The 24258-nt window shown below is 62.7% G+C and carries 23 protein-coding genes and 1 tRNA gene; 17 read left to right on the forward strand and 7 right to left on the reverse strand.

Annotated elements, in window-relative coordinates:
• Window positions 1-3 precede the first annotated feature (3 nt).
• From FJ946_RS11845 to FJ946_RS11905, 13 genes are all read left to right on the forward strand, one after another.
• Window positions 4-1560, forward strand: a complete 1557-nt coding sequence (locus FJ946_RS11845) for an amino acid permease (RefSeq protein WP_140496309.1) — start codon at window positions 4-6, stop codon at window positions 1558-1560.
• Between the two features lie 99 nt (window positions 1561-1659).
• Window positions 1660-3030: a glutamine synthetase family protein gene (locus tag FJ946_RS11850; protein WP_140496308.1), complete on the forward strand. Its 1371-nt coding sequence runs from the start codon at window positions 1660-1662 to the stop codon at window positions 3028-3030.
• A gap of 60 nt (window positions 3031-3090) precedes the next feature.
• The gene (locus FJ946_RS11855) at window positions 3091-3543 is read left to right on the forward strand and encodes a hypothetical protein (protein WP_140522427.1); all 453 of its coding nucleotides are present in this window, start codon (window positions 3091-3093) and stop codon (window positions 3541-3543) included.
• Complete coding sequence (locus tag FJ946_RS11860) at window positions 3540-3956, forward strand: type II toxin-antitoxin system VapC family toxin (RefSeq protein ID WP_140522425.1); 417 nt, start codon at window positions 3540-3542, stop codon at window positions 3954-3956. The genes FJ946_RS11855 and FJ946_RS11860 overlap by 4 nt, the downstream gene beginning before the upstream one ends.
• Before the next feature lie 30 nt (window positions 3957-3986).
• Window positions 3987-5372 carry an aldehyde dehydrogenase family protein gene (locus tag FJ946_RS11865; RefSeq protein ID WP_140556532.1) on the forward strand — a complete coding sequence of 462 codons (1386 nt, stop codon included), beginning with the start codon at window positions 3987-3989 and terminating at the stop codon, window positions 5370-5372.
• Between the two features lie 17 nt (window positions 5373-5389).
• A complete protein-coding gene (locus tag FJ946_RS11870) occupies window positions 5390-6562 on the forward strand; it encodes an iron-containing alcohol dehydrogenase (protein WP_140556534.1) in 1173 nt (390 codons plus the stop codon).
• Between the two features lie 240 nt (window positions 6563-6802).
• Window positions 6803-7909 (forward strand): ABC transporter substrate-binding protein, encoded by a 1107-nt coding sequence (locus tag FJ946_RS11875; protein ID WP_140566180.1) that lies wholly within the window; start codon window positions 6803-6805, stop codon window positions 7907-7909.
• 63 nt (window positions 7910-7972) lie between these two features.
• On the forward strand, window positions 7973-8887 hold the full coding sequence (locus FJ946_RS11880) for an ABC transporter permease subunit (RefSeq protein WP_140513697.1): 915 nt from the start codon (window positions 7973-7975) through the stop codon (window positions 8885-8887).
• Window positions 8884-9675: an ABC transporter permease gene (locus FJ946_RS11885; protein ID WP_140513696.1), complete on the forward strand. Its 792-nt coding sequence runs from the start codon at window positions 8884-8886 to the stop codon at window positions 9673-9675. Before FJ946_RS11880 ends, FJ946_RS11885 begins: the two co-directional genes overlap by 4 nt.
• A gap of 16 nt (window positions 9676-9691) precedes the next feature.
• Entirely contained in the window at window positions 9692-10756 is a 1065-nt protein-coding gene (locus tag FJ946_RS11890; RefSeq protein ID WP_140496300.1) for an ABC transporter ATP-binding protein, read from the forward strand.
• Between the two features lie 128 nt (window positions 10757-10884).
• Window positions 10885-12435: a sodium:proton antiporter gene (locus FJ946_RS11895; RefSeq protein WP_140496299.1), complete on the forward strand. Its 1551-nt coding sequence runs from the start codon at window positions 10885-10887 to the stop codon at window positions 12433-12435.
• 108 nt (window positions 12436-12543) lie between these two features.
• Window positions 12544-13452, forward strand: coding sequence for an endonuclease/exonuclease/phosphatase family protein (locus tag FJ946_RS11900; RefSeq protein ID WP_140496298.1), 909 nt, complete (start codon window positions 12544-12546; stop codon window positions 13450-13452).
• A gap of 7 nt (window positions 13453-13459) precedes the next feature.
• Window positions 13460-14305 (forward strand): EamA family transporter, encoded by an 846-nt coding sequence (locus tag FJ946_RS11905; RefSeq protein ID WP_140496297.1) that lies wholly within the window; start codon window positions 13460-13462, stop codon window positions 14303-14305.
• Here FJ946_RS11905 and FJ946_RS11910 read toward each other — a convergent pair.
• Both FJ946_RS11910 and FJ946_RS11915 read right to left on the reverse strand, forming a co-directional pair.
• Entirely contained in the window at window positions 14292-15527 is a 1236-nt protein-coding gene (locus FJ946_RS11910; protein WP_140513694.1) for an MFS transporter, read from the reverse strand. The genes FJ946_RS11905 and FJ946_RS11910 overlap by 14 nt on opposite strands.
• 227 nt (window positions 15528-15754) lie before the next feature.
• Entirely contained in the window at window positions 15755-16042 is a 288-nt protein-coding gene (locus FJ946_RS11915) for a hypothetical protein (RefSeq protein WP_140566183.1), read from the reverse strand.
• A gap of 193 nt (window positions 16043-16235) precedes the next feature.
• Here FJ946_RS11915 and FJ946_RS11920 point away from each other — a divergent pair, with 193 nt between their 5' ends.
• Window positions 16236-16568 carry a hypothetical protein gene (locus tag FJ946_RS11920; protein WP_140496294.1) on the forward strand — a complete coding sequence of 111 codons (333 nt, stop codon included), beginning with the start codon at window positions 16236-16238 and terminating at the stop codon, window positions 16566-16568.
• 689 nt (window positions 16569-17257) lie between these two features.
• On the opposite strand, the gene FJ946_RS11930 is transcribed toward FJ946_RS11920, so the two are convergent.
• Window positions 17258-17332, reverse strand: a tRNA-Val gene (locus FJ946_RS11930).
• Window positions 17333-17448: 116 nt separating this feature from the next.
• A complete protein-coding gene (locus FJ946_RS11935) occupies window positions 17449-17811 on the reverse strand; it encodes a response regulator (protein ID WP_006199474.1) in 363 nt (120 codons plus the stop codon).
• A 164-nt stretch (window positions 17812-17975) separates the two neighbouring features.
• Here FJ946_RS11935 and FJ946_RS11940 point away from each other — a divergent pair, with 164 nt between their 5' ends.
• Together FJ946_RS11940 and hisN are read left to right on the forward strand one after the other, a co-directional pair.
• A complete protein-coding gene (locus tag FJ946_RS11940) occupies window positions 17976-18917 on the forward strand; it encodes an N-formylglutamate amidohydrolase (RefSeq protein WP_140556542.1) in 942 nt (313 codons plus the stop codon).
• A gap of 382 nt (window positions 18918-19299) precedes the next feature.
• Complete coding sequence (gene hisN / locus FJ946_RS11945; RefSeq protein ID WP_140496291.1) at window positions 19300-20073, forward strand: histidinol-phosphatase; 774 nt, start codon at window positions 19300-19302, stop codon at window positions 20071-20073.
• A gap of 24 nt (window positions 20074-20097) precedes the next feature.
• On the opposite strand, the gene FJ946_RS11950 is transcribed toward hisN, so the two are convergent.
• Both FJ946_RS11950 and FJ946_RS11955 read right to left on the reverse strand, forming a co-directional pair.
• Complete coding sequence (locus FJ946_RS11950; RefSeq protein WP_140560301.1) at window positions 20098-20541, reverse strand: hypothetical protein; 444 nt, start codon at window positions 20539-20541, stop codon at window positions 20098-20100.
• 283 nt (window positions 20542-20824) lie between these two features.
• Window positions 20825-21805, reverse strand: coding sequence for an alpha/beta hydrolase (locus FJ946_RS11955; protein WP_140566186.1), 981 nt, complete (start codon window positions 21803-21805; stop codon window positions 20825-20827).
• Window positions 21806-22274: 469 nt separating this feature from the next.
• Between FJ946_RS11955 and FJ946_RS11960 the strand changes: the two genes are divergently transcribed.
• A complete protein-coding gene (locus FJ946_RS11960; RefSeq protein WP_140496288.1) occupies window positions 22275-22742 on the forward strand; it encodes an Hsp20 family protein in 468 nt (155 codons plus the stop codon).
• 73 nt (window positions 22743-22815) lie between these two features.
• On the opposite strand, the gene FJ946_RS11965 is transcribed toward FJ946_RS11960, so the two are convergent.
• On the reverse strand, window positions 22816-23868 hold the full coding sequence (locus FJ946_RS11965; protein WP_140566189.1) for a low specificity L-threonine aldolase: 1053 nt from the start codon (window positions 23866-23868) through the stop codon (window positions 22816-22818).
• Between the last annotated feature and the right edge of the window lie 390 nt (window positions 23869-24258).

Here is a 24258-nt window from a genome sequence, read left to right on the forward strand (position 1 = left end):
AAAATGGCAGCACCTGGATATACCGAAGTTGACAAGGCGGAGGACGTCAAGGTCCTCCACAGCATGGGCTACGCCCAGGAACTGGAGCGGCGCCTCAGCCGCTTTTCGAACTTCGCCGTTTCCTTCTCCATCATCTGCATCCTGTCGGGCGGCATCAATTCGCTGGCGCAGGCAACGTCGGGCGCCGGCGGCATCGGCATCGGCATCGGCTGGCTGGTCGGCTGCTTCGTCTCGTTGACGTTCGCCGTCGCCATGTCGCAGATCAGCTCGGCCTATCCGACGGCAGGCGGGCTCTATCATTGGGGCTCGATCCTGGGCAACCGCGGCACCGGCTGGGTCACGGCCTGGCTCAACCTGCTCGGCCTGATCACCGTGCTCGGCGCCATCAATGTCGGCACCTGGACATTCTTCATCGGTGCCTTCGGACCGGCGCTCGGCATCGAAGGCACGCTGACCAACCAGATGATCTTTCTGGTCATTATCACCGGCGCCCAGGCGCTCATCAACCATCTCGGCATCAAGCTGACGGCCAAGCTCACCGACTTCTCGGGCTACCTCATCTTCTTCGGCTCGATCCTGATCGCAGTGGTCTGCCTGCTTTCCGCCGAAACCTGGGATTTCAGCCGGCTGTTCACCTTCCATAACTACTCCGGCGATGCCGGAGGCGGCGTCTGGCCGTCGGTTTCGAATGCCTGGGTGTTCGCGCTCGGCCTCCTGCTGCCGATCTATACCATCACCGGTTACGACGCCTCGGCGCATACCTCCGAGGAGACCATCAAGGCGGCCAGCTCGGTGCCGCGCGCCATGGTCATGTCGGTGATCTGGTCGGCGGTCTTCGGCTATCTGTTCCTGGCCGCCTTCGTGCTGATGATCCCGAACATGGACGATGCCGCCAAGCAAGGTTGGAACGTGTTCTTCTGGGCCTTCGACCAGCGCGTCAGCCCTGGCCTCAAGGAGTTCGTCTATCTCGTCGTGTTCATCGCTCAGCTGCTGTGCGGCCTCGCCACCGTCACCTCAGCCTCGCGCATGATCTTCGCCTTCTCGCGTGACGGCGGCCTGCCGGGTTCGTCGGCACTGGCCAAGGTCAGCCCGACCTACCGCACGCCGGTGGCCGCGATCTGGACGGCATCGATCCTGTCGGTGCTGTTCGTCTGGGGTTCGACGCTGGTTTCGGTCGCCGGCACCTCGGCCTACACCATCGTGGTGTCCTGCACCGTCATCTTCCTGTTCCTGTCCTTCACCGTGCCGATCGTGCTCGGCATGCTGGCCTGGGGCACGCCCAAATGGGACAAGATGGGACCGTGGAACATGGGGCGCGGCGTGTTCATGCTGTTTGCGGTCCTGTCGATCGTGTCGATGATCCTGATCTTCGTCATTGGCATCCAGCCGCCGAACGACTGGGCGCTCTACATCACCGTCGGCTTCTTCATCCTGACCGCGATCGTCTGGTTTGCCTTCGAGCGCAACCGCTTCCAGGGTCCGCCGCTCGGCGACATCATCGCGGCGCGCCAAGCGGCGATCAAGGCGGCTGAGCAGGCCGTCGGCGAAACCGGCCACTGAGGCCAGCATCTCACAGCCATGGCCCGCGCATCGCCGGCCATGGCTTCGACCCTTCGAAATCGACAAGCCCAAAATGACAAGCACTGGAGCGCCAAAGGAATGGCCGGAAATTTCTCGTTCGATCAGTTGAAGAAAGCGGTTTCCGGCGGGGAGATCGACACGGTGCTGGCCTGCATCGTCGATATGCAGGGACGGCTGGCGGGAAAACGGTTCCTGGCCCAGTACTTCGTCGATTCCGCGCATGACGAGACGCATGGCTGCAACTATCTCCTGGCCGCCGACATCGATATGGAGCCGGTGCCCGGCTATAAGGCGGCAAGCTGGTCGAAGGGCTATGGCGATTTCGTCATGAAGCCCGACCTCGCGACGCTGCGGCGCATTCCGTGGCTGGAAAAGACAGCGCTCGTGATCTGCGACGTGCTCGATCACCACACCCATGACGACCTGCCGCATTCCCCGCGCGCCATCCTGAAGAAGCAGGTCAAGCGGCTGACGGAGCGCGGTTATATCGGCTATTTCGCCTCCGAGCTCGAATTCTACCTCTTCAGCGAGACCTACGATTCCGCCCGCAAGAAGCACTGGCAGGGCCTCGACACCGCCTCGCCCTATATCGGCGACTATCAGATCGGCATCACCACCAAGGAAGAAGGCGTCATGCGACGGCTTCGCAACGAAATGGAAGCGGCAGGCATCCCGATCGAGAACTCGAAGGGCGAGTGGGGGCCGGGTCAGGAAGAGATCAATGTGCGCTATGCCGAGGCCCTCGACATGGCCGATCGCCACGTCATCCTGAAGAATGGCGCCAAGGAGATCGCCGAATCCGAAGGCAAGGCGATTTCCTTCATGGCCAAGTACAATTACGGGCTCGCCGGCAATTCCAGCCACATCCACAATTCGCTCTGGAGCGCCGACGGCAAGACGCCGCTTTTCTTCGACAGACAAGCCGACTGGACGCTATCGAGCCTCGGCCAGCAGTGGGCGGCGGGTCAACTCAAATACGCCAAGGAGTTCACCTGGTTCCTGGCGCCCTACATCAATTCCTACAAGCGCTTCCAGGCCGGCACGTTCGCGCCGACCAAGATCATGTGGAGCGAAGATAACCGCACCGCCGGCTTCCGCCTGTGCGGCGAGGGCACCAAGGGCATCCGCATGGAGTGCCGCATCGGCGGCGCCGACTTGAACCCCTATCTCGCCTTCGCGGCGTTGATCGCCGCCGGCCTTGCCGGCATCGACGAGAAGCTGGAGCTGCAGAAGCCCTTCGTCGGCGACGCCTATCAGGCCTCGCGCCTGCCGGAGATCCCGAAGACGCTGCGCGACGCCACCGACACGCTGGCCAAGTCCAAGATGCTGAAACAGGCGCTCGGCGAGGACGTGCTCGAACACTACGTCCACACCGCTAAATGGGAGCAGTTCGAATACGACCGCCGCATTACGGATTGGGAACTGCATCGTGGGTTCGAGCGATATTAGAAGATAGTATATTACTATCTTTACCTTGATCGGAAACGCGGATTGGGCTAAATTTGTACAATGACCGACGGAACCAAATACCATCCGCTTTTCGAGCATCTTCTGTTCTCGGGCCAAGGCCGTATGTCCATGAGCTTCGCGGAGATCGAGCAAGTAATAGGCGGCCGCTTGCCACCGTCGGCGCGACAGCGGCAGGAATGGTGGGCGAACAGCCCGAGCGGGCACAGCCAGGCGCGCGCCTGGTTGCGCGCAAACTATCGGGCGTCCCATGTCGACCTTGCGAACGAACGCGTGGATTTTAAACTGGAGGGATGGCCCGAGGGCTATCGAAAGCCGAACATGGCTACCATGGACAAGACTCCTCCGGGAATGGCGGAGCCAGCGCAGGCCAGCTACGAACTTCCACGGGAAAATATCGACCATCCGCTTTTCGGCATATGGACAGGCAAGGTTACGCTTTGCCCAGGGCATGATTACACTAGGCCGGCTTTTGAGCCTGATGTGCAGCCGTGACGCATAGGCTGCTGCTCGACACGTGCGCGATCATATGGATAGCGCTGAACGAGCCGATCAGGCCGGAAGCCAAGACTGCGATCAATACCGCCGCGGCTGTTGACGAGAAGATCCGGGTTTCCCCCATATCGGCCTGGGAATTGGGCCTGCTGAGCGCCAACGGCCGATTGGCGGCAGCAAAGTCGCCAACAAGCATTTTTGGGGAAGTGATCGCCACGCCAGGCATCAAGGTAGAGGCTCTTTCGCCGGGCTTATTGATTGAATCGTCCTTCTTGCCCGGATCGCTTCACGGCGATCCGGCAGATAGAATATTGATCGCGACGGCACGGGCGTTCGATCTGACGCTCGTGACGCGCGATCAGTCGATACTGGATTATGCGAGAGCGGGGCATGTTCGCGCCCTTGCCTGCTGACGCTTTGCCTTTCGATATGGAGACATCTTCTTGGAAATCGTGAAACTCAAATCCCCTATCGATGGTTCGGTCTATGCCGAGCGTCCGATCGCCACTGACCAGGCGGTCAATGCCGCTGTCGAGCGCGCCAAAGCGGCGCAGGAGAAGTGGGCCGGGACGCCGATCGTCGAGCGCGGCAAGTACATGCTGGCGATGCTCGAAACGCTGGTCGCCATGACCGACGAAATCGTGCCGGAGATTGCCTGGCAGATGGGGCGTCCGGTGCGCTATGGCGGCGAGTTCGGCGGCGTCAAGGAACGCACCAGCTATATGGTCGAGATCGCCGAGGCGGCGCTGAAATCGGTCCCGGCTTCCAATCCGAAGGACGGGTTCCGCCGCTATGTGAAGAAGGATCCGCTCGGCGTGGTCATGGTGATCGCGCCGTGGAACTATCCTTACCTCACCGCGGTCAACACGATCGTGCCGGCGCTGATGGCCGGCAACACCGTCATCCTCAAACACGCCGCGCAGACGCTGCTTGTCGGCGAGCGTTTCCAACAGGCTTTCGACAAAGCCGGCCTGCCCAAGGGCGTGTTCCAGAACATCGTGCTGAACCACGCGCAGACAGAAAAATTGCTTGGCTCGGGCAAGATCGACCACGTCAATTTCACCGGCTCGGTCGCCGGCGGCCGCGCCATCGAAAAGGCAGCGGCCGGCACCTTCATGACGCTCGGGTTGGAGCTTGGCGGCAAGGATCCTGCCTATGTGCTGCCCGACGCCAAGATTGACCATGCAGTCGCCAATCTGGTCGATGGCGCCTTCTACAATTCCGGCCAGTGCTGCTGCGGCATCGAGCGCGTCTATGTGCATGAGAAGGTCTATGACGAATTCGTCGCAGGCTTCATCGCCGAGACGAAACACTATGTCGTCGGCAACCCGCTCGAACAGGCGACGACGATGGGGCCGATGGCGCAGGCCCGTTTCGCCGACTTGATCCGCGAGCAGAAGGCCGAGGCGCTGCGCAAGGGCGCCAAGGCGCATATCAACATGAAGGTGGCTCAAGACAAGGCCGGCTCGCCCTATCTGGCGCCGGAAGTACTGACCGACGTCGACCACCAGATGAGCGTCATGCGCGAGGAAAGTTTTGGCCCGATCGTCGGCATCATGAAGGTGCGCAACGACGAGGAGGCGATCGCGCTGATGAACGACAGCCCCTACGGCCTGACCGCCTCGATCTGGACGCGCGACACCGAGCATGCGGTGGCGATCGGCGACCGCGTCGAGACCGGCACGGTGTTCATGAACCGCTGCGACTACCTCGACCCGGCGCTGGTCTGGACCGGCGTCAAGGACACCGGCAAGGGGGCCGGCTTGTCCGCCATCGGCTACGACAACCTGACCCGGCCGAAATCCTTCCACCTGCGCGAAGCCATCTGATTTTTTGAAAGACAAACATGTCCAAGCTGATCTCCAAATGGAACTACCCCACCACCGTCCGCTTCGGCGCCGGGCGCATCAAGGAATTGCCCGAGGTGCTCGCCGCCACCGGCATCAAGCGGCCGCTCTTCGTCACCGATCCGGGGCTGGCGAAACTGCCGGTCGTCGCTTCGACGCTGAAAATCCTCGATGACGCAAAAGTGCCCTACGGCGTTTTCTCCGAAGTGAAGCCGAATCCGGTCGATTCCAATCTCACCGCCGGCATCGCGGTGTTCAAGAAGGGCAAGCATGACGGCGTCATCGCCTTTGGCGGCGGCTCGGCGCTCGACCTCGGCAAGCTGATCGCCTTCCAGGCGGGACAGACGCGGCCGGTCTGGGATTTCGAGGACATCGGCGATTGGTGGACGCGCGCCAACTCGGATGCGATCGCGCCGATCATAGCGGTGCCGACCACGGCCGGCACCGGCTCCGAAGTCGGCCGCGCCGGCGTCATCACCAACGAGGCGACCCACACCAAGAAGGTCATCTTCCATCCGAAGCTGCTGCCGGCGATCGTCATTGCCGATCCGGAGCTGTCGGTCGGCATGCCGGGCTTCATCACCGCCGGCACCGGCATGGACGCGCTGGCCCATTGCCTCGAGGCTTATTGCGCGCCGGGCTATCATCCGATGGCCGACGGCATCGCCGTGGAAGGCATCAGGCTTGTCTTCGAGAACCTGCCAAAGGCCTATGCCAACGGCAGGGATCTGGTCGCCCGCGCCAACATGATGAGCGCCGCGGCGATGGGCGCGGCAGCCTTCCAGAAGGGGCTGGGGGCGATCCATTCGCTGTCGCATCCCATCGGGGCGCTCTACGACACCCATCACGGCATGACCAATGCGGTTTTCATGCCCTATGTGCTCGCCTTCAATCGCGAGGCGATCGAGGACCGCATCGCGCGGCTCGCCGCCTATTGCGGCATAAGAGGCGGCTTCGACGGCTTCGCCAAGGCTGTCATCAAGCTTCGCAAGGAATTGAAGGTGCCGCATGCGCTGCCAAGCCTGATCAAGGGGCTCGACATGGACAAGAAGCGCAAGGCCTTGATCGCCGATATGGCGGTGGTCGATCCGACAGCCGGCGGCAACCCGGTCAAGCTGACCAAGAAAGCAGCGCTGACGCTGCTCGAAAATGCAATCGCCGGGACGGTGTGATACCGCTTTAAGGGTACAATTGATCTGGAAAATCAGGGGCAACCAAGGGGAAAGGGTGAAGTGCAAAGCAAAAAGTAATTAGCCGGAAAATTAAGTGATGGCTAATTGCTACAGTCGATTAAAAGGAGTTAACTTTCGTGCTGCCAGCGGTGGGGTTTCATAAAGCTTTCATCTGGCTGTCACACGAAAACGATACCGCATCGCAGGCGTCCAACGGCGTCAGTTCAACGGAGAGAACACATGTTCAAATTCACGGGGAAAGTGCTTTCCCTTTCGGCCGCGGCGCTGTTTGCGTCGACGGTGATTTCGTCCGCGGCTCCGCTGGACGATCTCGTCAAGGCCGCGAAGACGGAAGGCCAGCTCACCACCATCGCTTTGCCGCATGACTGGTGCGGTTACGGCGACGTCATCGCCGGGTTCAAGGCGAAATATCCGGAAATCACCATCAACGAGCTCAACCCCGACGCCGGCTCGGGCGACGAGGTCGAGGCGATCAAGGCCAACAAGGACAATAAGGGCCCGCAGGCGCCCGACGTCATCGACGTCGGCCTGTCCTTCGGCCCGACCGCCAAGGCCGACGGCCTGCTGATGCCCTACAAGGTGTCGACCTGGGACTCGATCCCCGACAGCGCCAAGGATGCCGACGGCGCCTGGTACGGTGATTACTACGGCGTTCTGGCGATGATGGTGAACAAGGATCTGGTCAAGGAATCGCCTGTTGACTGGGCCGATCTGCTGAAGCCGGAATTCGCCAATTCGGTGGCTCTCGCCGGTGATCCGCGCGCTTCGAACCAGGCCATCCAGGCGGTCTATGCCGCTGGCCTTTCGAGTGGAGCCGCGGCTGGCGAAGCCGCGGGCACCGCCGGCCTCGACTTCTTCAAGAAGCTCAATGCCGCCGGCAACTTCGTACCGGTCATCGGCAAGCCGGCGACACTCGCCCAGGGCCAGACCCCGATCCTGATCAACTGGGACTACAACGCGCTCGCCGGCCGTGACACGCTGAAGGGCAACCCGCCGGTCGACGTCGTCGTGCCGAAGACCGGCGTCGTCGCCGGCGTCTACGTGCAGGCGATCAGCGCCTATGCGCCGCATCCGAACGCAGCCAAGCTCTGGATGGAATACCTCTATTCAGACGAAGGCCAGATCGGCTGGCTCAAGGGCTATTGCCACCCGATCCGCTTCAACGATCTCGCCAAGAACGGCAAGATCCCGGCGGACGTCCTGGCCAAGCTGCCGCCGGCGGAAGCCTATGCTTCGGCGGTGTTCCCGACGCTGGACGAGCAGGGCAAGGCCAAGGAAGCCGTCACCAAGAACTGGGACTCCGTTGTCGGTGCCAACGTCAAGTAACAGTTGAATCCACCGGGCGGCTTCGCGGCCGCCCGGTTCCCCCTCGAAGACGGTAGCCGGCGCATGACCGATCTCTCGCTTTCCAGTCACGATACCGCAGGCAAGACCGCGCCGCCCGCGGAGGCACGCGCGTTGCGATTGCCGACGCAATGGCTAGGCGTCGCTCCGTTCTTCATCTTCGCCATCATGTTCCTGATTTTGCCCACGCTTTATCTGATGCTGGGCGCATTCCAGAATGATGCCGGCGAGTTCACGCTCGAGAACATTGTCGCTCTGGCGCAGCCGTCGATCGTTGCCGCTTACTGGATATCGATCAAGGTAAGCCTGGCCTCGGCGCTGATCGGCGCTTTCGCGGGCCTGGCCATCGCCATCGCCATCGTGCGCGGCGGGCTGCCGGACTGGATACGCTCGGCCACCCTGACTTTTTCCGGCGTCGCCTCCAATTTCGCCGGCGTGCCGCTGGCCTTCGCCTTCCTCGCCACGCTCGGCCGGCTCGGTCTTGCCACGGTGATCCTGAACACCGTGTTCGGCCTCAACATCTATGCCCACGGCTTCAACATCCTGTCCTTCTGGGGCCTGACGCTGACCTATGTCTATTTCCAGATACCGCTGATGGTGGTCATCATCACGCCGGCAATCGATGGCTTGAAGAAGGAATGGGGTGAAGCTGCCGCCACGCTTGGCGCGACCACCGCGCAATATTGGCGCATCGTGGTCATCCCTGTGATCTGGCCGAGTTTTCTCGGCACCGTGATCCTGCTTTTCGCCAACGCCTTCGGGGCGATCGCCACCGCCTATGCGCTGACCGGCTCGTCGCTCAACATCGTGCCGATCCTGCTCTACGCGCAAATCCGCGGCGACGTGCTGCACAATGCCCATCTCGGCTACGCGATCGCCTTCGGCATGATCGTCATCACCGGCCTGGCCAATGTCTTCTACATCTGGTTCCGGACCCGTTCCGAGAGGTGGCTGAAATGAAGTCGGGCAGATTCTGGGCCTGGGTGGTCTTCATCCTCGGCGCGGCCTATTTCTTCATCCCGTTGATCGCGACGGTGGAATTTTCCATGCGCATGCGGCGCGGCGCCTATTCCTTCGACGCCTACCGGATCGTGCTCGGCGACGCGCGTTTCCAGGCGACCTTCCTGTATTCGGTGGTCGCCGCCATCTTCACCATTATTCTGGGTGTGCTGATCGTGGTGCCGGCAGCCTACTGGATCCGATTGCGGCTGCCGCAGCTCAGGCCGATCGTCGAGTTCATCACGCTTTTGCCGTTGGTCATTCCGGCCATCGTCATCGTCTTCGGCTATATCAGGATGTACGGCTCGAATTCACCCTTGCCGTTCCTCGGGTCCGATATGGGAACCAATGCCTTGCTGGTCATCGGCTATGCGACCTTGGCGCTGCCCTATATGTATCGTGCCGTCGATACGGGGCTCAGAACCATCGACGTGCGGACGTTGACGGAAGCGGCCCAGATCCTCGGAGCCGGCTGGGGCACGATCATCACCCGCGTCATCCTTCCCAATGTGCTGATTGCGGTGTTGTCCGGCGCCTTCCTGACATTCGCCATCGTCATCGGCGAGTTCACGATGGCGAGCCTGCTGAACCGGCCGGCTTTCGGCCCCTATTTGCAGAATGTCGGAGCCAACCGCGCCTATGAGCCGGCGGCCCTTGCCATCATCGCCTTCGTCATCACCTGGGGCTGCATGTCGCTGATCCAGATCCTGTCGCGCTTCGCGCCGAAATCGGCTAATCGTCCGAACTGACCCGAAAGAAAAAGCCATGGCCGAGCCATTCCTCTCCATCCAGCATGTGCGAAAATCCTTCGGCGCCACCACCGTTGTCGAGGATTTCAATCTCGACGTCGAACCGGGCGAGTTCGTCTCATTCCTCGGCCCGTCAGGCTGCGGCAAGACGACGGTGCTGCGCATGGTCGCCGGCTTCGAGGAGCCGTCGGCCGGCAAGATCGTCGTCGGCAGCAAGGACATCACCAGGTTGAAGCCGAACCAGCGCAATGTCGGCATGGTGTTCCAGGCCTATGCGCTGTTCCCGAACCTGACCGTGGCGCAGAACATCGGCTTCGGACTGAAAGTCGCCGGCATGTCCAGGGCGGATATCGATGCCCGTGTCGCCGAAATGCTGGGCATCATCAAGCTGCCGCAGATGGCCGACCGCTATCCTTATCAGCTCTCGGGCGGCCAGCAGCAGCGCATCGCGCTGGCCCGCGCCATCGCACCGAAGCCGAAGCTCTTGCTGCTCGACGAGCCGCTGTCGGCGCTTGATGCCAAGGTGCGCGTCTCGCTGCGCGAGGAAATCCGCTCGATCCAGAAGAAGCTCGGCATCACCACCATCTTCGTCACCCATGACCAGGAAGAGGCGCTGTCGATCTCCGACCGCATCGCGGTGATGTATGGCGGCAAGGCCGAGCAGGTCGGCACGCCGTTCGAGATCTACAACCGGCCGGCAACCAAGTTCGTCGCCAATTTCGTCGGCACGCTGAACGTGCTGGAAGGCACCGTCACCGACGCGGCGTCGGGCAAGGTTCGTGTCAACACCGAGGAAGTCTCGCTCAAGGGCAGGCTCAACGGCTCGAAGTCCGGCGATACGCTGTCATTGGCGCTGCGGCCGGAAGCCATTTCGCTCGGCCGCCAGCCCGGTCGCGATTCAAGCCTGTCCGGCGAGATTTCCGAAGTGCACTTTCTCGGCTCGGTGATCCGGGTCCGGGTCGGCATCGGCGGCAACACCGTTTCGCTCGACACGTTCAACAGTTCGACGACGCCACCGCCGGCCGTTGGCGAGAAGGCGGAGATTTCCTTCTCGTCGGGCGACCTGCTGGTGCTGCACTGACGCGGCCGAAGCGCCCTGTCGATCCGGTCACCGGTCCAGTTGCCGGACGATGCACTCCTCTTGGACAATCAACAGCATCCTGCGGCTTTGCCACTGCCAAGAGCTCCGCTTCGCCGCTACGATGAGCCATGGCGCTATTTGAGCTCACCCTTGTCCTCCTGCTGATCGCCGTTGCGCTGACGGCGCTGTCGCGGCGCCTGCAGGTTCCTTACCCCGCCTTGCTGGCGCTGGCGGGCGCCGGCCTTGGCTTCCTGCCCGGCGCGCCGACGATCGAGATCGATCCGGAACTGGCGCTTGCGCTGTTCATTGCGCCGGTGCTGCTCGACGCGGCCTACGACACATCGCTGCGCGATCTTAACCGCTACAGGCTGCCGCTTGTGCTGCTGGCGCTTGGCGCGGTCGTTTTCACGACCGCCGTCGTGGCACTGGTCGGCTGGAAAATGGCCGGCCTGCCGATCGCTGCCGCCATAGCCCTTGGCGCCATCGTGGCGCCGCCGGACGCGGTTGCCGCGAGCGCCGTGCTCGGGCAGTTCAAGGTGCCGCACCGCATCACGGCCATCCTTCAGGGCGAAAGCCTGCTCAATGACGCCACCGCGCTTTTGATCTATCGCATCGCGATCACTGCCGCCGCCGGTCCCGTTCTTTTGGGCAGTGCCGTTCCGATGGTCCTGCTGTCGACCATCGGCAGCCTGGCCGCGGGCTATCTGCTCGGCCGCCTGTCCCAGGCGATGCTTGGACGCATCGAAGATGCGGCGAGCGGCACCGTCGTGCAGTTCGCCGGGACGTTCGGCGTCTGGATCCTGGCTGACAGGCTGGGGCTCTCGGCCATCATCACCATCGTCGTCTATGCCATGACTATCGCGCGCACCGCACCGCGGCGCATGTCGGCCAGAAAGCGCGTCAGCTCCTATTCCGTCTGGGAGACGGCGGTGTTCGTGCTCAACGTGCTGGCTTTCGTGCTGATGGGCTTGCAGGCGCGGCTGATCGTCGGTCGCCTGGCCGAGCAGGGACAGTCCGAGGCGTTCCTGTTTGCAGGGACGATCCTGGCCGTCGTCATCGTTTCCCGCCTTGCCTGGGTGCTGGGCTGCGGCGCCGTGATCCGAGGGCTTGCCCGCTTCGGCAATGCAGAGCAGCGGCAAGAGGTGCCGTCGTTTCGCGGCGGGGTGCTGATCGGCTGGTGCGGCATGCGCGGCCTGGTGACGCTGGCGGCTGCCTTCGCATTGCCGGCGAACTTCCCCGGCCGCGATCCGATCGTGCTCACCGCCTTTTGCGTGGTGCTGGGCACGCTTGTCCTGCAAGGCATGAGCCTGAAGCCGTTGCTGCGCCTGCTTCGTCTCGAACCGGACGAGACCATAGACCGCGAGGTCGCGCAGGCCCGTGTCGCCATCATGCAGGCGGCCCTCGACATATTGAGCGGCAAGACCTCGACCGCGGCGGCGGCGGTGCGCGAGCAGTATGCCGCACAGCGCAAGGTCGCCAAGAACCCCGACGACGCCCAGGCAGCAACCGAGTACGACCGGCTGCGGCTCTATGCCATCAAGCGCCAGCGCGACGCGCTGGAAGAACTTCGCCGCAACGGGACGATCGGTGACGAGGCCTATCACCGGCTGGAGGAAGAAATCGACTGGTCGGAGCTGGCGGCTTCCCCGGCGGGACGGTTCCAGCCGCTGACGACCTAGGCGAGGCGAGGGGCTTTTGCGTCGTGGCCCAGCCGGGCCGCCGCGGCGGTCCATTGCAAGGTCGCCGTCGAAACGGTACTGCCGTCACCAAACTGAGCCGGATGAGCAATGAAGCTGGTCAGCTACAATATCCAATACGGGTTCGGCAGCGACGGCCTCTACGATCCGGCGCGCGCCGCGCGCATTGTTGCCGGCGCCGATGTCATCGCCTTGCAGGAGGTCGAGCGGCACTGGCAGCGCAGCAATTTCGACGACCAGCCAGAGCTGCTTTCGCGGCTGCTGCCGGACTATCACTGGGTCTACGGCCCGGCCTTCGACATGGACGCCAGCGAACAGCGCGACGGCCGCATCGTCAACCGGCGCCGGCAGTTCGGCACCATGGTGCTGTCGAAGCTGCCGATCGTCTGGTCGCGGCTGCATGCGCTGCCGATGCGCCGCACACTGCGGCCGCTCAACACCCGCAACGCGGCGCTCGAATGCATGATCCGCACGCCGGCGGGTCCGGTGCGGGTGCTTTCATTGCATCTCGCCCATGTCGCGGCTGAAGAACGGCTCGAGCAGATCGACTATCTGCTTGCCGAGCATCGCCGGGCGCCCTCCGATGGGGGGCCGTGGAGCGGCGCCGACGACGAGCCGGCGCGCAATTGGAGCAATGGCGAGCCAGAGCCGGAGAACCCGCTGGCGGCGATCTGGATGGGCGATTTCAACATGGAGCCGGGCAGCGCCGAATACCGCCGCATCGTCGGCGGCACGCCCTATCATCGCGGTGCCGCCTATCTGGATGGGTTCGTCGATGCCGCTGCCGTGGCGATTGAACCGGCGGATGACTTCCACACGCATGAGAAGATCATCGACGGCAGGCTGGCAAAGCGCCGGCTCGATCATTGCTTCGTCGGCGGCCTGTTTGCCGGTCGTGTGCGCTCGGTCAGCTCGGACATTGGCGAAGTGGCTTCCGATCATTTTCCGGTCAGGATCGACATCGATCTCGAAACGCCCGCCGGCCCCGGAGGCGGATGAGCCCCAAATGACGCTTTTCGTCTTCTTCGCGGTGCTTGCCGCAGCCGCCATGCACGCGATCTGGAATGCGCTGGTCAAGGTCCATCTCGACCGCTTCCTGTCGATCACCCTGATGACGCTTGGCATGGGATTTGCCGCGCTTTTCGCACTTCCCTTCGTCGAGGTGCCGAGGGCGGAGGTCTGGCTCTATATCATTGCCTCCGTCGTCTTCCACATGGGCTACCGGACCTTCCTGATCGGCGCTTACCAGGCCGGCGACTTCGCCCAGACCTATCCTCTGGCGCGCGGCACCGCGCCCTTGCTGGCGGCGCTTGGCGGTATGTTCGTGGTCGCCGAAGTGCCGGCGCCGCTCGCGATTCTGGGTATTCTTTTGCTGTCGGCCGGCACGCTGGTGATGTCGTTTCGCGGCGGCGCGCATCTGGAACGATTGAACCTGCGCGCGGTGGGCTTTGCGCTGGGGACCTCGATCTTCATCGCCAGCTACACACTGTCCGACGGCAGCGGGGCGCGGCTGGCGGCCACGGCGCAGAGCTATGCCGCCTGGCTGTTCGTGTGCGATGCGCTTGGAGCGCTGGTGCTGTGCCTGATCTTCCGTGGCCCGCGGGCCTTGCCGGTGCTGGCGCGCGACTGGAAAGCGGGGCTGTTCACCGGCGTGCTCAGCGGCGCTGCCTACTGGATCGTCATGTGGGCTATGACCAAGGCGCCGATCGCCTCGGTGGCATCGCTGCGCGAGACCTCCATCCTGTTCGCCATGGTGATCTCGGTGTTCGCGCTCGGCGAGAAGATGACAGGCTGGCGCGGCGCCGCCGCGCTCAGCATCGTCGCCGGCGTCGTGGCGCTCAGACTCGGCTGACGTCGTGGTCCAGCACGGTCATCACCTGGCCGCGCCGTTCCGGACTGAAGCGGATGACGATGATGATGCAGACGGCGACCACGCCGGCGAACAGCGCCAACGCGTAGCCATAGCTGCCTCCGGGAGCCTCGGCTATGCCCGCCTGATAGGGACCGCCATAGGAGGCCGCGAGATTGCCGGCCTGGTAGATGAAGCCGGGCAGGGTCGCGCGCACCGCGCCGGGCGAGAGCTCGTTGAGGTGCACCGGAATGACGCCCCAGGCGCCCTGGACCGCGACCTGCATGACGAAGGCGCCGATGGCCAGCATGAAGGGCGTCGAGCTGTAGGCCCATAGCGGGATGGACGGCAAGGCAATCAGGCAGGCGAGCGTGATCGCATTGACGCGGCCGATCTTCTCGGACAGCGCCCCGAACGCCAGACCGCCGACGATGGCGCCGATGTTGGCGACGATGGTGATCCAGCTCACCGTGTGCGGGTCGAAACCATGCTGCTTCTTCAGGAATGTCGGGTAGAGATCCTGCGTGCCGTGGCTGAAGAAGTTGAAGAACATCATCAGCACGACCGCATAGAGGGCGACGCCCCAGTGCTTTTGCAGTGTCTCCAGCATGCCGGGCCTCGCGGTCTTCCGCGCCTCGACGAAGGCCGGCGATTCCGGAACATGCGAGCGGATGAAAAGGACGATCAGGGCCGGGATGAAACTGAGCAGGAACATGGCGCGCCAGCCGATCGTGTAGCCGCCGATCGTCTGGTGATAGAGCAGGCCATAGACGACCGCCGCCAGGAGGTAGCCGGCCGGATAGCCGCATTGCAGGATGCCCGAGACCATGCCGCGGGCGCTGGGCGGGATGGATTCCATGGCAAGCGAGGAGCCAAGTCCCCATTCGCCGCCCATGGCGATGCCGAACAGTGCGCGCAGCGCCAGGAATATGCCGAGATTGGGCGAGAAGGCGGCCAAAGCGCCGATCACGGAATAACTGACGATGTTGAGCATCAGGATGGGCTTGCGCCCGAATTTGTCTGCCAACGTGCCGAAGAAGAACGCGCCAATGAAGCGCGTCGCAAGGGTCAGGAAAAGCGCCTTTGACACCGCCGGGACGTCGGTCTGGAATTCAGACGCAATGTCGGTGAGCAGGAATGTCAGAAGGAAGAAATCGAAAGCGTCGAGCGTCCAGCCCAGGAATGAGGCAAGGACGGTTTTCTTCTGCTGCGAATTGAGCTTCAAGGCGTTCCTCCTGATGTCGAGGAACGTTATCGCGTCGAGGCGAACAATCGTCAGTCACTTTTCAGAGAACTTGGTCACGTTTGCGTAGGGGGTCACCGAGTCCACAGCCGCATTCATTGGACGCCCGCCGGCCGAAGCCGACGGGCTATCAGCCCAGCAGGTGGTTCCAACTGACGCGAGGCACCTGGAGGCCAAGGTTGCGAGTCGAGACATCAGCGGCAATGCGGTCAGCAACCTTCCGTCGTCATTTCCATCTGGCCAGGGGCCGCGGACTTGGCGCTGGTATCCTGCTGACCGGGAGCTGACTCCTTGGCGCTGCCTGTCTGTTGGCCCGGTGCGCAATCCTTGGCGGAGTTGGAGTTGGTCGACTTGGTCGTGGTCGAGTCCGTGTTCTGATCCGTCGGCATCGTTGTCGTCGTGGAGGAGGAGCCGCTCGACGTCGTATTGGTCGATTGCGCCAGGGCAAGGCCGCCGGAAAGAATCATTACGACGGAAGCGAGAAGAAGACGTTCCATCATTCACTCCTGGTGAGTATCCCTTCGGCCGCATAACAAGGGAGTCGGCGAACGCTTCCGTGGAGTATCTGGCGCCGTCGCCGTGGCATCAACGTGCCGGTTGTGGTGCGTCGATGACGACATACGGCCCGGCCCGGAACAAAGAAAAGCGCCGTTAGTTTCACCCGCAGGGCACTCAAACAGAAGGACGAGCATGATGAAAATGGCTTTGGTAATCGCGCTTGCGGTGTCGTTTTCTGCGGGCTCTGCAATCGCGGCATGTCCGGACAAGTCGGCTGCCAACACGGGCGCCGACACCCAACAGACAGCCGGTATTTCGAAAGATGGTACCCACGCGCCCTTGGAAACTCCGAAGGCCAAGGATAGTGCCGGCAAACCGGCCGCCAAGGATGGCAGCACAATGCCGTTGGCGGGGGCGGAAGGCGGCGGTGACAAGAATCTCGCAACATCGCAGCAGGATATCGAGGCGCAGCAGCATGGCGGCAAGACCGCGGCGGCAAAGGCCGACGACAGCTGCAATGACTGACGACGGAACAGGGCCGGAGCGGTTGTTGGCTCCGGCCTTTTCATCAAGTCTACAGAAGAGCCGGCCGGACGGAGCCAGCGGGGCCTCGACGGACCGCGAGTGTTTGCCTTCGGCAGGTAGAGCTATGCCTTGGACGAGGCGGCCTCAGAGTTCCGCGTCGTTCGATGGCCGAAGGGGAAGAGGGAGCCAAACGAAGAGCACTCCTCCGCGGCCAGGGCTATGATCATTTCATCGATTCTCTCAACCGTTTCTCTGCTCACGTGATCATCGCCATGAAGGCACTGACGCGCGCGCTTCAGGTGTCGTCGTGCGGCCTCGAAATCGCTGCCCATCCGTTCCTCCCGCTTAGAGAGACTCCAGATTTGAACAGTTCACTCCTTTAAGAAAGTCACCCGAAAGAGCGATTCGGTCGGCAATTGGAGGTAGATGCCCAAAACGCAGAAACCCCGCCCCGCGAGCGCAAACGGGGCTATTGAGCCGACGGAGGGCGGAGGGAAGCGTGCCGGCTAACTTCTCACGGCGCTGGTTGTTCCGTTCGGCTTTTTTCTTGACCCCGCCATATCGGGCGTAACACACAAGCTGTCACGGATCGGCCGCATCGGAATACTCAAGGGCACCATTCAGGAGCTCAGTGGGCGTTTTGTGCCGTTCTGTGCCAATCGGCACAAGAGACTAAGTCTTTGAAAGGATGGTGGGCGTGACAGGGATTGAACCTGTGACCCCTGCAATGTCAATGCAGTGCTCTCCCGCTGAGCTACACGCCCATCCGAAGCCGCGCATACACCATTTTTGATCCGGCGCGTCAATAGCAGGAAAGGGGAAAGAAGGCTCCGTTTTGCCGCACCGGCCGATAGTCGCCGATGCCTTGGGCAAAAACGGCTCAGGCCGCCTGCAGCATCTTCTCGACCTCGTTGACGAGGTCGCGCAGATGGAACGGCTTCGACAGCACCTTGGCGTCTTTCGGCGCCTTGGAATCCGGGTTCAGCGCAACGGCGGCGAAACCGGTGATGAACATGACCTTGAGGTCGGGATCGATCTCGGTGGCGCGGCGGGCCAGCTCGATGCCGTCCATCTCCGGCATGACGATATCGGTCAAAAGCAGCGAGAACGGTTCCTCGCGCAGCCGCTCATAGGCACTGGCGCCGTTGTCGAAGTCGCTGACCTGGTAACCGGCGCGCTCCAGCGCCTTGACGAGGAAGCGACGCATATCGTCGTCGTCTTCCGCCAGAAGAATGCGTGCCATGATATCCCGTCCGAATCACCCGCCCGAACTCTGCCGAAAAGCAGGGCCGTTAACCATCCTGTATATGAGGAGGCGAGGGTAAACATCAAGTGAACGAGGCGCAGCATAATCCGCATTCGGAAAGGCGGTGCCGGCGCTGAAATGCTGGACATGCGGCCCTCAAGGTGGCACTTTCATCCTATGATGCATTGGTGTTTTCGGGTTCGTTCAAATTGAAGACGGCAGCCGAGGATTTTTCGGTCGTTCCCCCCTTCGAAATCCGGTCGGGCGCCGAGCAGCGCGTCCCCTTCCTCTTCAACTCACCCCACAGCGGGCGACATTATCCGGAGCGCTTCCTCGCCATGGCGAGGCTGGACCGCAACGCCATTCGCCGGTCCGAGGACTGCTATGTCGACGAGCTGTTCGGCGGCGCGGTGGCGCTTGGCGCGCCGATGCTCGCGGCAAATTTCCCGCGTGCCTATCTCGACGTCAACCGCGAGCCGTGGGAACTCGATCCGCGCATGTTCGCCGAGCCGGTGCCGTCCTTCTGCAACATCCGTTCCGCGCGCGTGGCCGGCGGGCTCGGCACCGTTCCGAAGCTGGTCGGTGAAGGCCTCGACATCTACTCCGGCCGCCTTCCGCTGGCCGAAGCGGTCGCCCGCATCGAGGCGGTCTACAAACCCTATCATGAGACGCTGAAACGGCTGTTGACGCGAACCCACGCGCGTTTCGGCTTTGCCGTGCTGATCGACTGTCACTCGATGCCGGCGAGCATCCGCGTCGGCGACAACGGCCTGCGGCCCGATTTCATCATCGGTGACCGCTTCGGCATCTCGGCCACCGCGGCATTGACCGAGACCGCAATCGGCCTGCTCAACGCCATGGGCTATACCGTCGCCCACAACAAGCCCTATGCCGGCGGCTTCATCACCGAACACTACGGTCGCCCGGCGCGCCATCTCCATGCGCTGCAGATCGAGGTCAATCGCGGGCTCTATATGAATGAGCGGACATTCGAGAAAGCGGCGGGCTTCGATGCGCTGGCCGACGACCTGGCGCGATTTTCGGCCGACCTGATGGCCATGCCCGACCACCATTTCATGGATCTGCCGCTGGCCGCGGAGTGAACAGAGCCCGGTTTCATTGATGGCGCCATCCACAACCGCCGCATAGTTCTGGGCGACATGGATCGGGATTGGCGGGGATTGGAACTGGCGGCGAAAAAAAGACCGCATCGTTCGCACGATACGGTCGAAGTCTAGGGAGGAAACGCCCAAGGAGGGCATGGACAGGAAACCCTGTCCGAGATCAAGGGTATGGTGCGCTGCACAAATGTCAAGCGACCTACCGGCTTTTTTAATTCAGAGTGATGTGGAAATTGCGCTTCGGTGGCGCCGGCGTGTTATTCTGGCAACAGTCGGCGCGGCGAAAAATCCTGGAACACCCTTGTCTTGGCGCGGAACTGGCGGCACACGTGGGCTCGGCCATGCTGCAATGCGGGAGAATCAGTTGGACATCAGCATCGATTTCATGCGCCGCATCGCGCAAGCGGCGGCGGCGGAAACCTTGCCGCGCTTCCGCAGCCAGGGCGCGGTCGCCAACAAGGAAAAGGGCAGCTTCGATCCGGTCACCGAAGCCGATCGCGAAGCCGAGCGCGCCATCCGGGCGCTGATATCGGCGCAATATCCGGACCATGGCATTCTCGGCGAGGAACACGGAAGCGAGAATATTTCCAGCAGGCATGTCTGGGTAATCGATCCGATCGACGGCACGCGCGCTTTCATCTCCGGCCTGCCGGTGTGGGGGACGCTGGTCGGATTGACGGTGGAGGGCGATGCCGTTGCCGGATTGATGTCGCAGCCCTTCACCGGCGAGCTCTTCTACGCCAACGCCTCCGGCTCCCATTATGAGGGGCCGGGCGGGCCGCGCAAACTGGTCACACGCAAGACGACGAGCCTTGCTGAAGCAACGCTGTTCACCACGACGCCGGCGCTGTTCCAGGGCGAGGCACGCCTGCGCTACGACCAGTTCGAGAAGCAGGTACAACTCGCTCGCTATGGCACCGACTGCTACGCCTTCGCCATGGTCGCCGCGGGAAGCGTCGACATCGTCGCCGATCCCGGACTGAAGCCCTATGACATCGTGGCGCTGATCCCCATCATCGAGAAGGCGGGCGGCGTGGTCACTACCTTCGACGGCGGGCCGGCCGAGAATGGCGGCGACATATTGGCGGCGGCGACGCCCGAACTCCATGCGGCGGCGATGGCGGCCCTGCGCGGCTGAGCATCCGTTTCGCCGCGATGCGCTTTAGGCGTCCGAGAGACGCAGGCCCCATAGAATGAGCGCGAAAGCGATGAGGCCGGTCGGCGCGGACGAATAGGCGATGGCTTTGATCGCGTACTCCTGAAAGGCGCTTCCATGCGCGGCTCCTGCCGCCAGCGGCATCGTCTCGTTGCCGGCTCCCCAGAGGCTGGCCATCACATAGGCTGCCAGGATGGCCAAGGCTGAATAGATCAGGAACCAGAACGCAATCCGCGACATCGCGACGCCGAGATTGAGCCTGGACCAGACGAGACCCAAAACCAGCAGCAGGACGCCTTGCAAGGCACCGAGCGTGTGAACCGACAATCCGAGCCGCGGTGCGGCGAGGTATGGGATGGCGAACCCTTCGACTGACGAAAACAGCAGGAGGGCGATGCCGAGCTGCAGCAGGCGATGCCCCTGGCGTGGCAGCGTGTCCGATGCGTTCATGGCCGCTCCTCCCGATCCGTCGACTGACCTCTGCGGACGGTAACTAGCGCTCGGGCCCCGAACGGGAACTGGCGTCAAGTTGCCTCCGGTTGAGCAGGAGGCAGGCGTAGCCGTTAGAATTGCCGAGGCGTCGGCGCGATCATCGTCCGACATTGATCGCGCAAGACGCGGGCGCTGGGAACGGGCGTTGTCAGCGGATAGCGAGCGACCTGGGGACCAACCGGATCATGGAGTTTTCGCCAAGCATGAGCCGGAACCGGCGCCGGCTCGGCAATACGCGCCCTCAGGCCGTCGGGTCGTCGCTGCCGGGAATGAAAGCGTCGAAGGCGGCGAGGAATTGCTCGCGGTAGATGTCGGCCTCCTGCAGGATCTCGTGACGCGCGCCGTCGATCATGAGCAGCGAGCCGAGGCGCAGACGCCTGGCATAGGCTTCCACGGCCTTGGTCGAGACGACCTGATCGGCACCGGCGGCGATGACCAGCAGGGGGACCCGGATGCGGGCCATGAATTCGGGATCGCTTACCGCTTCCGCGGCTTCGGCAGCCGCTCTCAGCCAGCGGATCGTCGGGCCGCCAAGCGCCAGTTGCGGGTGATCCTCGTAGATCTTGGTGTTGCGGCGGTAGCGTTCCGGATCCGTCGTTACCTTGTTGGTGTCGAAGGGAGCGGTAACCTTCGGCCGCGGCCCCCAGGCGGCGTAAAGCCGGCCAAGGCCCAGGGCACAAAACAGCGAACAGACGCGGCGGACCGTCCGGATCGAGACGGGCAGGTCGGGCAAGGTGAAGAACGGCGCGATCAGCACCATGCGCCGCACGCGGTTGACCATGGAGGGCGAAGCAAGCAGCGTGATCACGGCGCCGGCCGAATGGGCAAGGATGTAGTACGGCCCGCGGCAGTCCGGCAGCACGATCTCCTCGAAGAACTGTTCAAGGTCGGCCGTGTGGTCGCGGAAGGACCTGATATAGCCGCGCTGGCGATCGCGGATCAGCCGGTCGGAGTCGCCTTGGCCGCGCCAGTCAAGCGTGGCGACGCCAAAACCGCGCGCCGCAAGATCGCGAATGGTTTCGAAATATTTCTCGATGCACTCGTTGCGGCCGGACAGCAGCACCACGGTGCCCTTCATCGGGCGGGCGACCGCGGCGAACAGGCCATAGCGTATCTTCTTGCCGTCGCGTGCGGTGAAAAAGCCGCCGGTGGCGTTTTCCGGTCGCGGGTTGCCCTCAGTTTCATGAAAAAGGGGAGTTTCGTGAAAAGGGAGATCCGTCATTCGGCGCTTCGTGCTCGGCGTCTCGCATGCCTGCCTGTCGTGGCCGGCCTCGCCAAGGTTGATAGCCGTCCATGGGCCAAAAGCAAAGGAATTCCGGGAGCGTCGGATCGGCAACAGGGAAGGCCGGAAGCCGCTATGAGCGCGCTTCCGGCCCCTGTCGATCCGGGAGGAAGGGACGTTGCACCCGGTTCGGCCTCGTCGCGGCGCCCGGTCCATGCAAATCCGGCGCCGCTTGTCCTTGATGTCGAGAGCAGTCTAGCGGCGGCTGTCTGAACGCGCGCAAAAGCGCCGGTTCATCTGCCGTTCATCCTCGATTTTTGCCGGGAGGCAAAATCTTGAAATGGCTTTGCCCGCTCCCCAAATGTGGATTGCGGCCGCCAATGTCGGGGCCGCTGGTCAAACCGGAACGCCGCTCACGGGTTTCGCACCGGCCAAACGCAAACCTTGTTGCTCAACAGGAGAACACACCATGCGTCACGTTGATTTTTCCCCGCTCTATCGCTCGACCGTCGGCTTCGACCGTCTCTTCACCATGCTTGATTCCCTTGCGCAGCCCGATGGCGCGCAGACCTATCCGCCCTACAATATCGAGCGCACCGGTGAGGATGCCTACCGCATCTCGATGGCTGTCGCCGGCTTCTCGGACGAGGAGATCTCGATCGAGGCCCACCGCAATGTGCTGACCGTGAAAGGCGAGCGCAAGGATGAGGGCACCGGCGAGGGTTCCGAACTGCTCTATCGCGGCATTGCCTCCAGGGCCTTCGAGCGCCGCTTCCAGCTTGCCGACCACGTCGAGGTCGTGGGCGCCACGCTGAAGAACGGCCTGCTCTTTGTCGACCTGAAGCGCAACATCCCCGAGGAACTGAAGCCGCGCAAGATCGCGATCACGTCGGCTCCGGCCAAGGCCAAGCAGATCGAGGCCAAGACCGCTGCGTAATCCCTAAGTCTCCTCCCGAGACGGAAGCGGCGCCGAAAGGCGCCGCTTCTTTTTTATTTGCCGGGAACAGCAATTACCCGGCGATCAAATGGCCAAAGCGGTCGACTTCCTCTGACGTCGTCGCAAAACTGGTGACGAAGCGATAGAGCAATTCGTCCTCGCCGATATGGCCTTCGAAGCCATGCGGCTTGTGCCAGTCGTAGAAAACAGCACCCGCCGCCTGCAGCCTGTCGGCTTCAGCCTTTTTCATCACCGCGAAAACCTCGTTCGCTTGCGGCAGCCAAGCCAGTTTCGCCGTCTCGGAATCCTCGATCGCCGCGGCAAGGCGGGCAGCCATGGCATTGGCGTGCCTGGCGGTGTCGAGCCACAGGCCGTCGCGGAAATAAGCCTCGAACTGTGCCGCGATAAAGCGCGATTTGGAAAACAGCTGGGCGGCGCGCTTGCGCAGGAAGGCCAATTCCCGGGCACGCTCGAGATCGAACAGCACGATCGCCTCGGCGCACCAGCAGCCGTTCTTGGTGCCGCCGAAAGACAGTATGTCGACGCCACTTTTCCAGGTCATTTCGGCGGGCGTCGTGTCGAGCGCGACCAGTGCATTGGCAAAGCGGGCGCCGTCCATATGCAATGGCACGGAATGTTGCCGCGCGATGGCCGAGATCGCGGCGATGTCATGCAGGCCGTAGACCGTGCCGACCTCCGTCGACTGGGTGATCGAGACCGCCATCGGCCGGCCCCAATGGACCACCTCGCCGGCGAAACGGCCGATCGCCGTTTCCAGATTGTGCGGATCGATCCGGCCCAGCGCGCCATCGACGGCATGCAGCCGCGAGCCGCCGGAGAAATATTCCGGTGCGCCGCACTCATCTTCGATGACATGCGATTCGCGATGAGCGAAGGAAATGCCGCCGGGCTTGTTGTAGGCGGTCAGCGCCAGCGAATTGGCGGCGGTGCCGGTGGCCACGAAGAACACCGCAACCTCGCGTTCGAAGATTTCGCTGAAGCGCTGGCAGACGGCCTGGTCGAGCGCGCCATCGCCATAGGCAGTGGAAAAGCCGCCGGCGTGGGCCGAGAGGCCGGAGGCGATGTTGGGGTGGGCGCCTGCCCAATTGTCGGAAGCGAAGAACATGCATCTGCCTGTGCTGGGAAAATCGCTGCAACCTTGACCGGTTTCATGGCTGGCTCGCAAGGGCCAGACGCCAGAAAACGGGTAAAGCCAGCGAGCTGCCGAAAACCGACAGGGACCGAAGCTTGCGTTTAGCGGGTATTTCACGAAACTTTGTGTCGCGGAACGCGGAAGTTTTTTGTGAATCGGTCTTGTATGCGCCCGGCTTTTCTGCCATAAAAATTTAGGACAGTAGTGCTGTCTTATTTTGTCGCGCAAAACAGGCTGGATTGGCGTATTCTAAGCCTCTCCGGCTTTTGCCGCGAGCGACAGGTGGACGGCCGTGCTCTGGCCTGTACGATACCGGATGCGAACCGCGCGGCGAGCCGCATGGTTCGGCAAGGATTTCGCAAG

The sequence above is a fragment of the Mesorhizobium sp. B2-4-7 genome (genome assembly GCF_006442685.1).
Taxonomy (GTDB): Bacteria; Pseudomonadota; Alphaproteobacteria; order Rhizobiales; family Rhizobiaceae; genus Mesorhizobium.

Bases quoted from the DNA above. Each gene is read 5' to 3' on its own strand.
- FJ946_RS11845 (WP_140496309.1), top strand. From the start codon at position 4: ATGGCAGCACCTGGATATACCGAAGTTGACAAGGCGGAGGACGTCAAG.
- FJ946_RS11850 (WP_140496308.1), top strand. From the start codon at position 1,660: ATGGCCGGAAATTTCTCGTTCGATCAGTTGAAGAAAGCGGTTTCCGGC.
- FJ946_RS11855 (WP_140522427.1), top strand. From the start codon at position 3,091: ATGACCGACGGAACCAAATACCATCCGCTTTTCGAGCATCTTCTGTTC.
- FJ946_RS11870 (WP_140556534.1), top strand. From the start codon at position 5,390: ATGTCCAAGCTGATCTCCAAATGGAACTACCCCACCACCGTCCGCTTC.
- FJ946_RS11875 (WP_140566180.1), top strand. From the start codon at position 6,803: ATGTTCAAATTCACGGGGAAAGTGCTTTCCCTTTCGGCCGCGGCGCTG.
- FJ946_RS11880 (WP_140513697.1), top strand. From the start codon at position 7,973: ATGACCGATCTCTCGCTTTCCAGTCACGATACCGCAGGCAAGACCGCG.
- FJ946_RS11885 (WP_140513696.1), top strand. From the start codon at position 8,884: ATGAAGTCGGGCAGATTCTGGGCCTGGGTGGTCTTCATCCTCGGCGCG.
- FJ946_RS11890 (WP_140496300.1), top strand. From the start codon at position 9,692: ATGGCCGAGCCATTCCTCTCCATCCAGCATGTGCGAAAATCCTTCGGC.
- FJ946_RS11895 (WP_140496299.1), top strand. From the start codon at position 10,885: ATGGCGCTATTTGAGCTCACCCTTGTCCTCCTGCTGATCGCCGTTGCG.
- FJ946_RS11900 (WP_140496298.1), top strand. From the start codon at position 12,544: ATGAAGCTGGTCAGCTACAATATCCAATACGGGTTCGGCAGCGACGGC.
- FJ946_RS11905 (WP_140496297.1), top strand. From the start codon at position 13,460: ATGACGCTTTTCGTCTTCTTCGCGGTGCTTGCCGCAGCCGCCATGCAC.
- FJ946_RS11915 (WP_140566183.1), bottom strand. From the start codon at position 16,042: ATGGAACGTCTTCTTCTCGCTTCCGTCGTAATGATTCTTTCCGGCGGC.
- FJ946_RS11920 (WP_140496294.1), top strand. From the start codon at position 16,236: ATGATGAAAATGGCTTTGGTAATCGCGCTTGCGGTGTCGTTTTCTGCG.
- FJ946_RS11935 (WP_006199474.1), bottom strand. From the start codon at position 17,811: ATGGCACGCATTCTTCTGGCGGAAGACGACGACGATATGCGTCGCTTC.
- FJ946_RS11950 (WP_140560301.1), bottom strand. From the start codon at position 20,541: ATGAACGCATCGGACACGCTGCCACGCCAGGGGCATCGCCTGCTGCAG.
- FJ946_RS11955 (WP_140566186.1), bottom strand. From the start codon at position 21,805: ATGACGGATCTCCCTTTTCACGAAACTCCCCTTTTTCATGAAACTGAG.
- FJ946_RS11960 (WP_140496288.1), top strand. From the start codon at position 22,275: ATGCGTCACGTTGATTTTTCCCCGCTCTATCGCTCGACCGTCGGCTTC.
- FJ946_RS11965 (WP_140566189.1), bottom strand. From the start codon at position 23,868: ATGTTCTTCGCTTCCGACAATTGGGCAGGCGCCCACCCCAACATCGCC.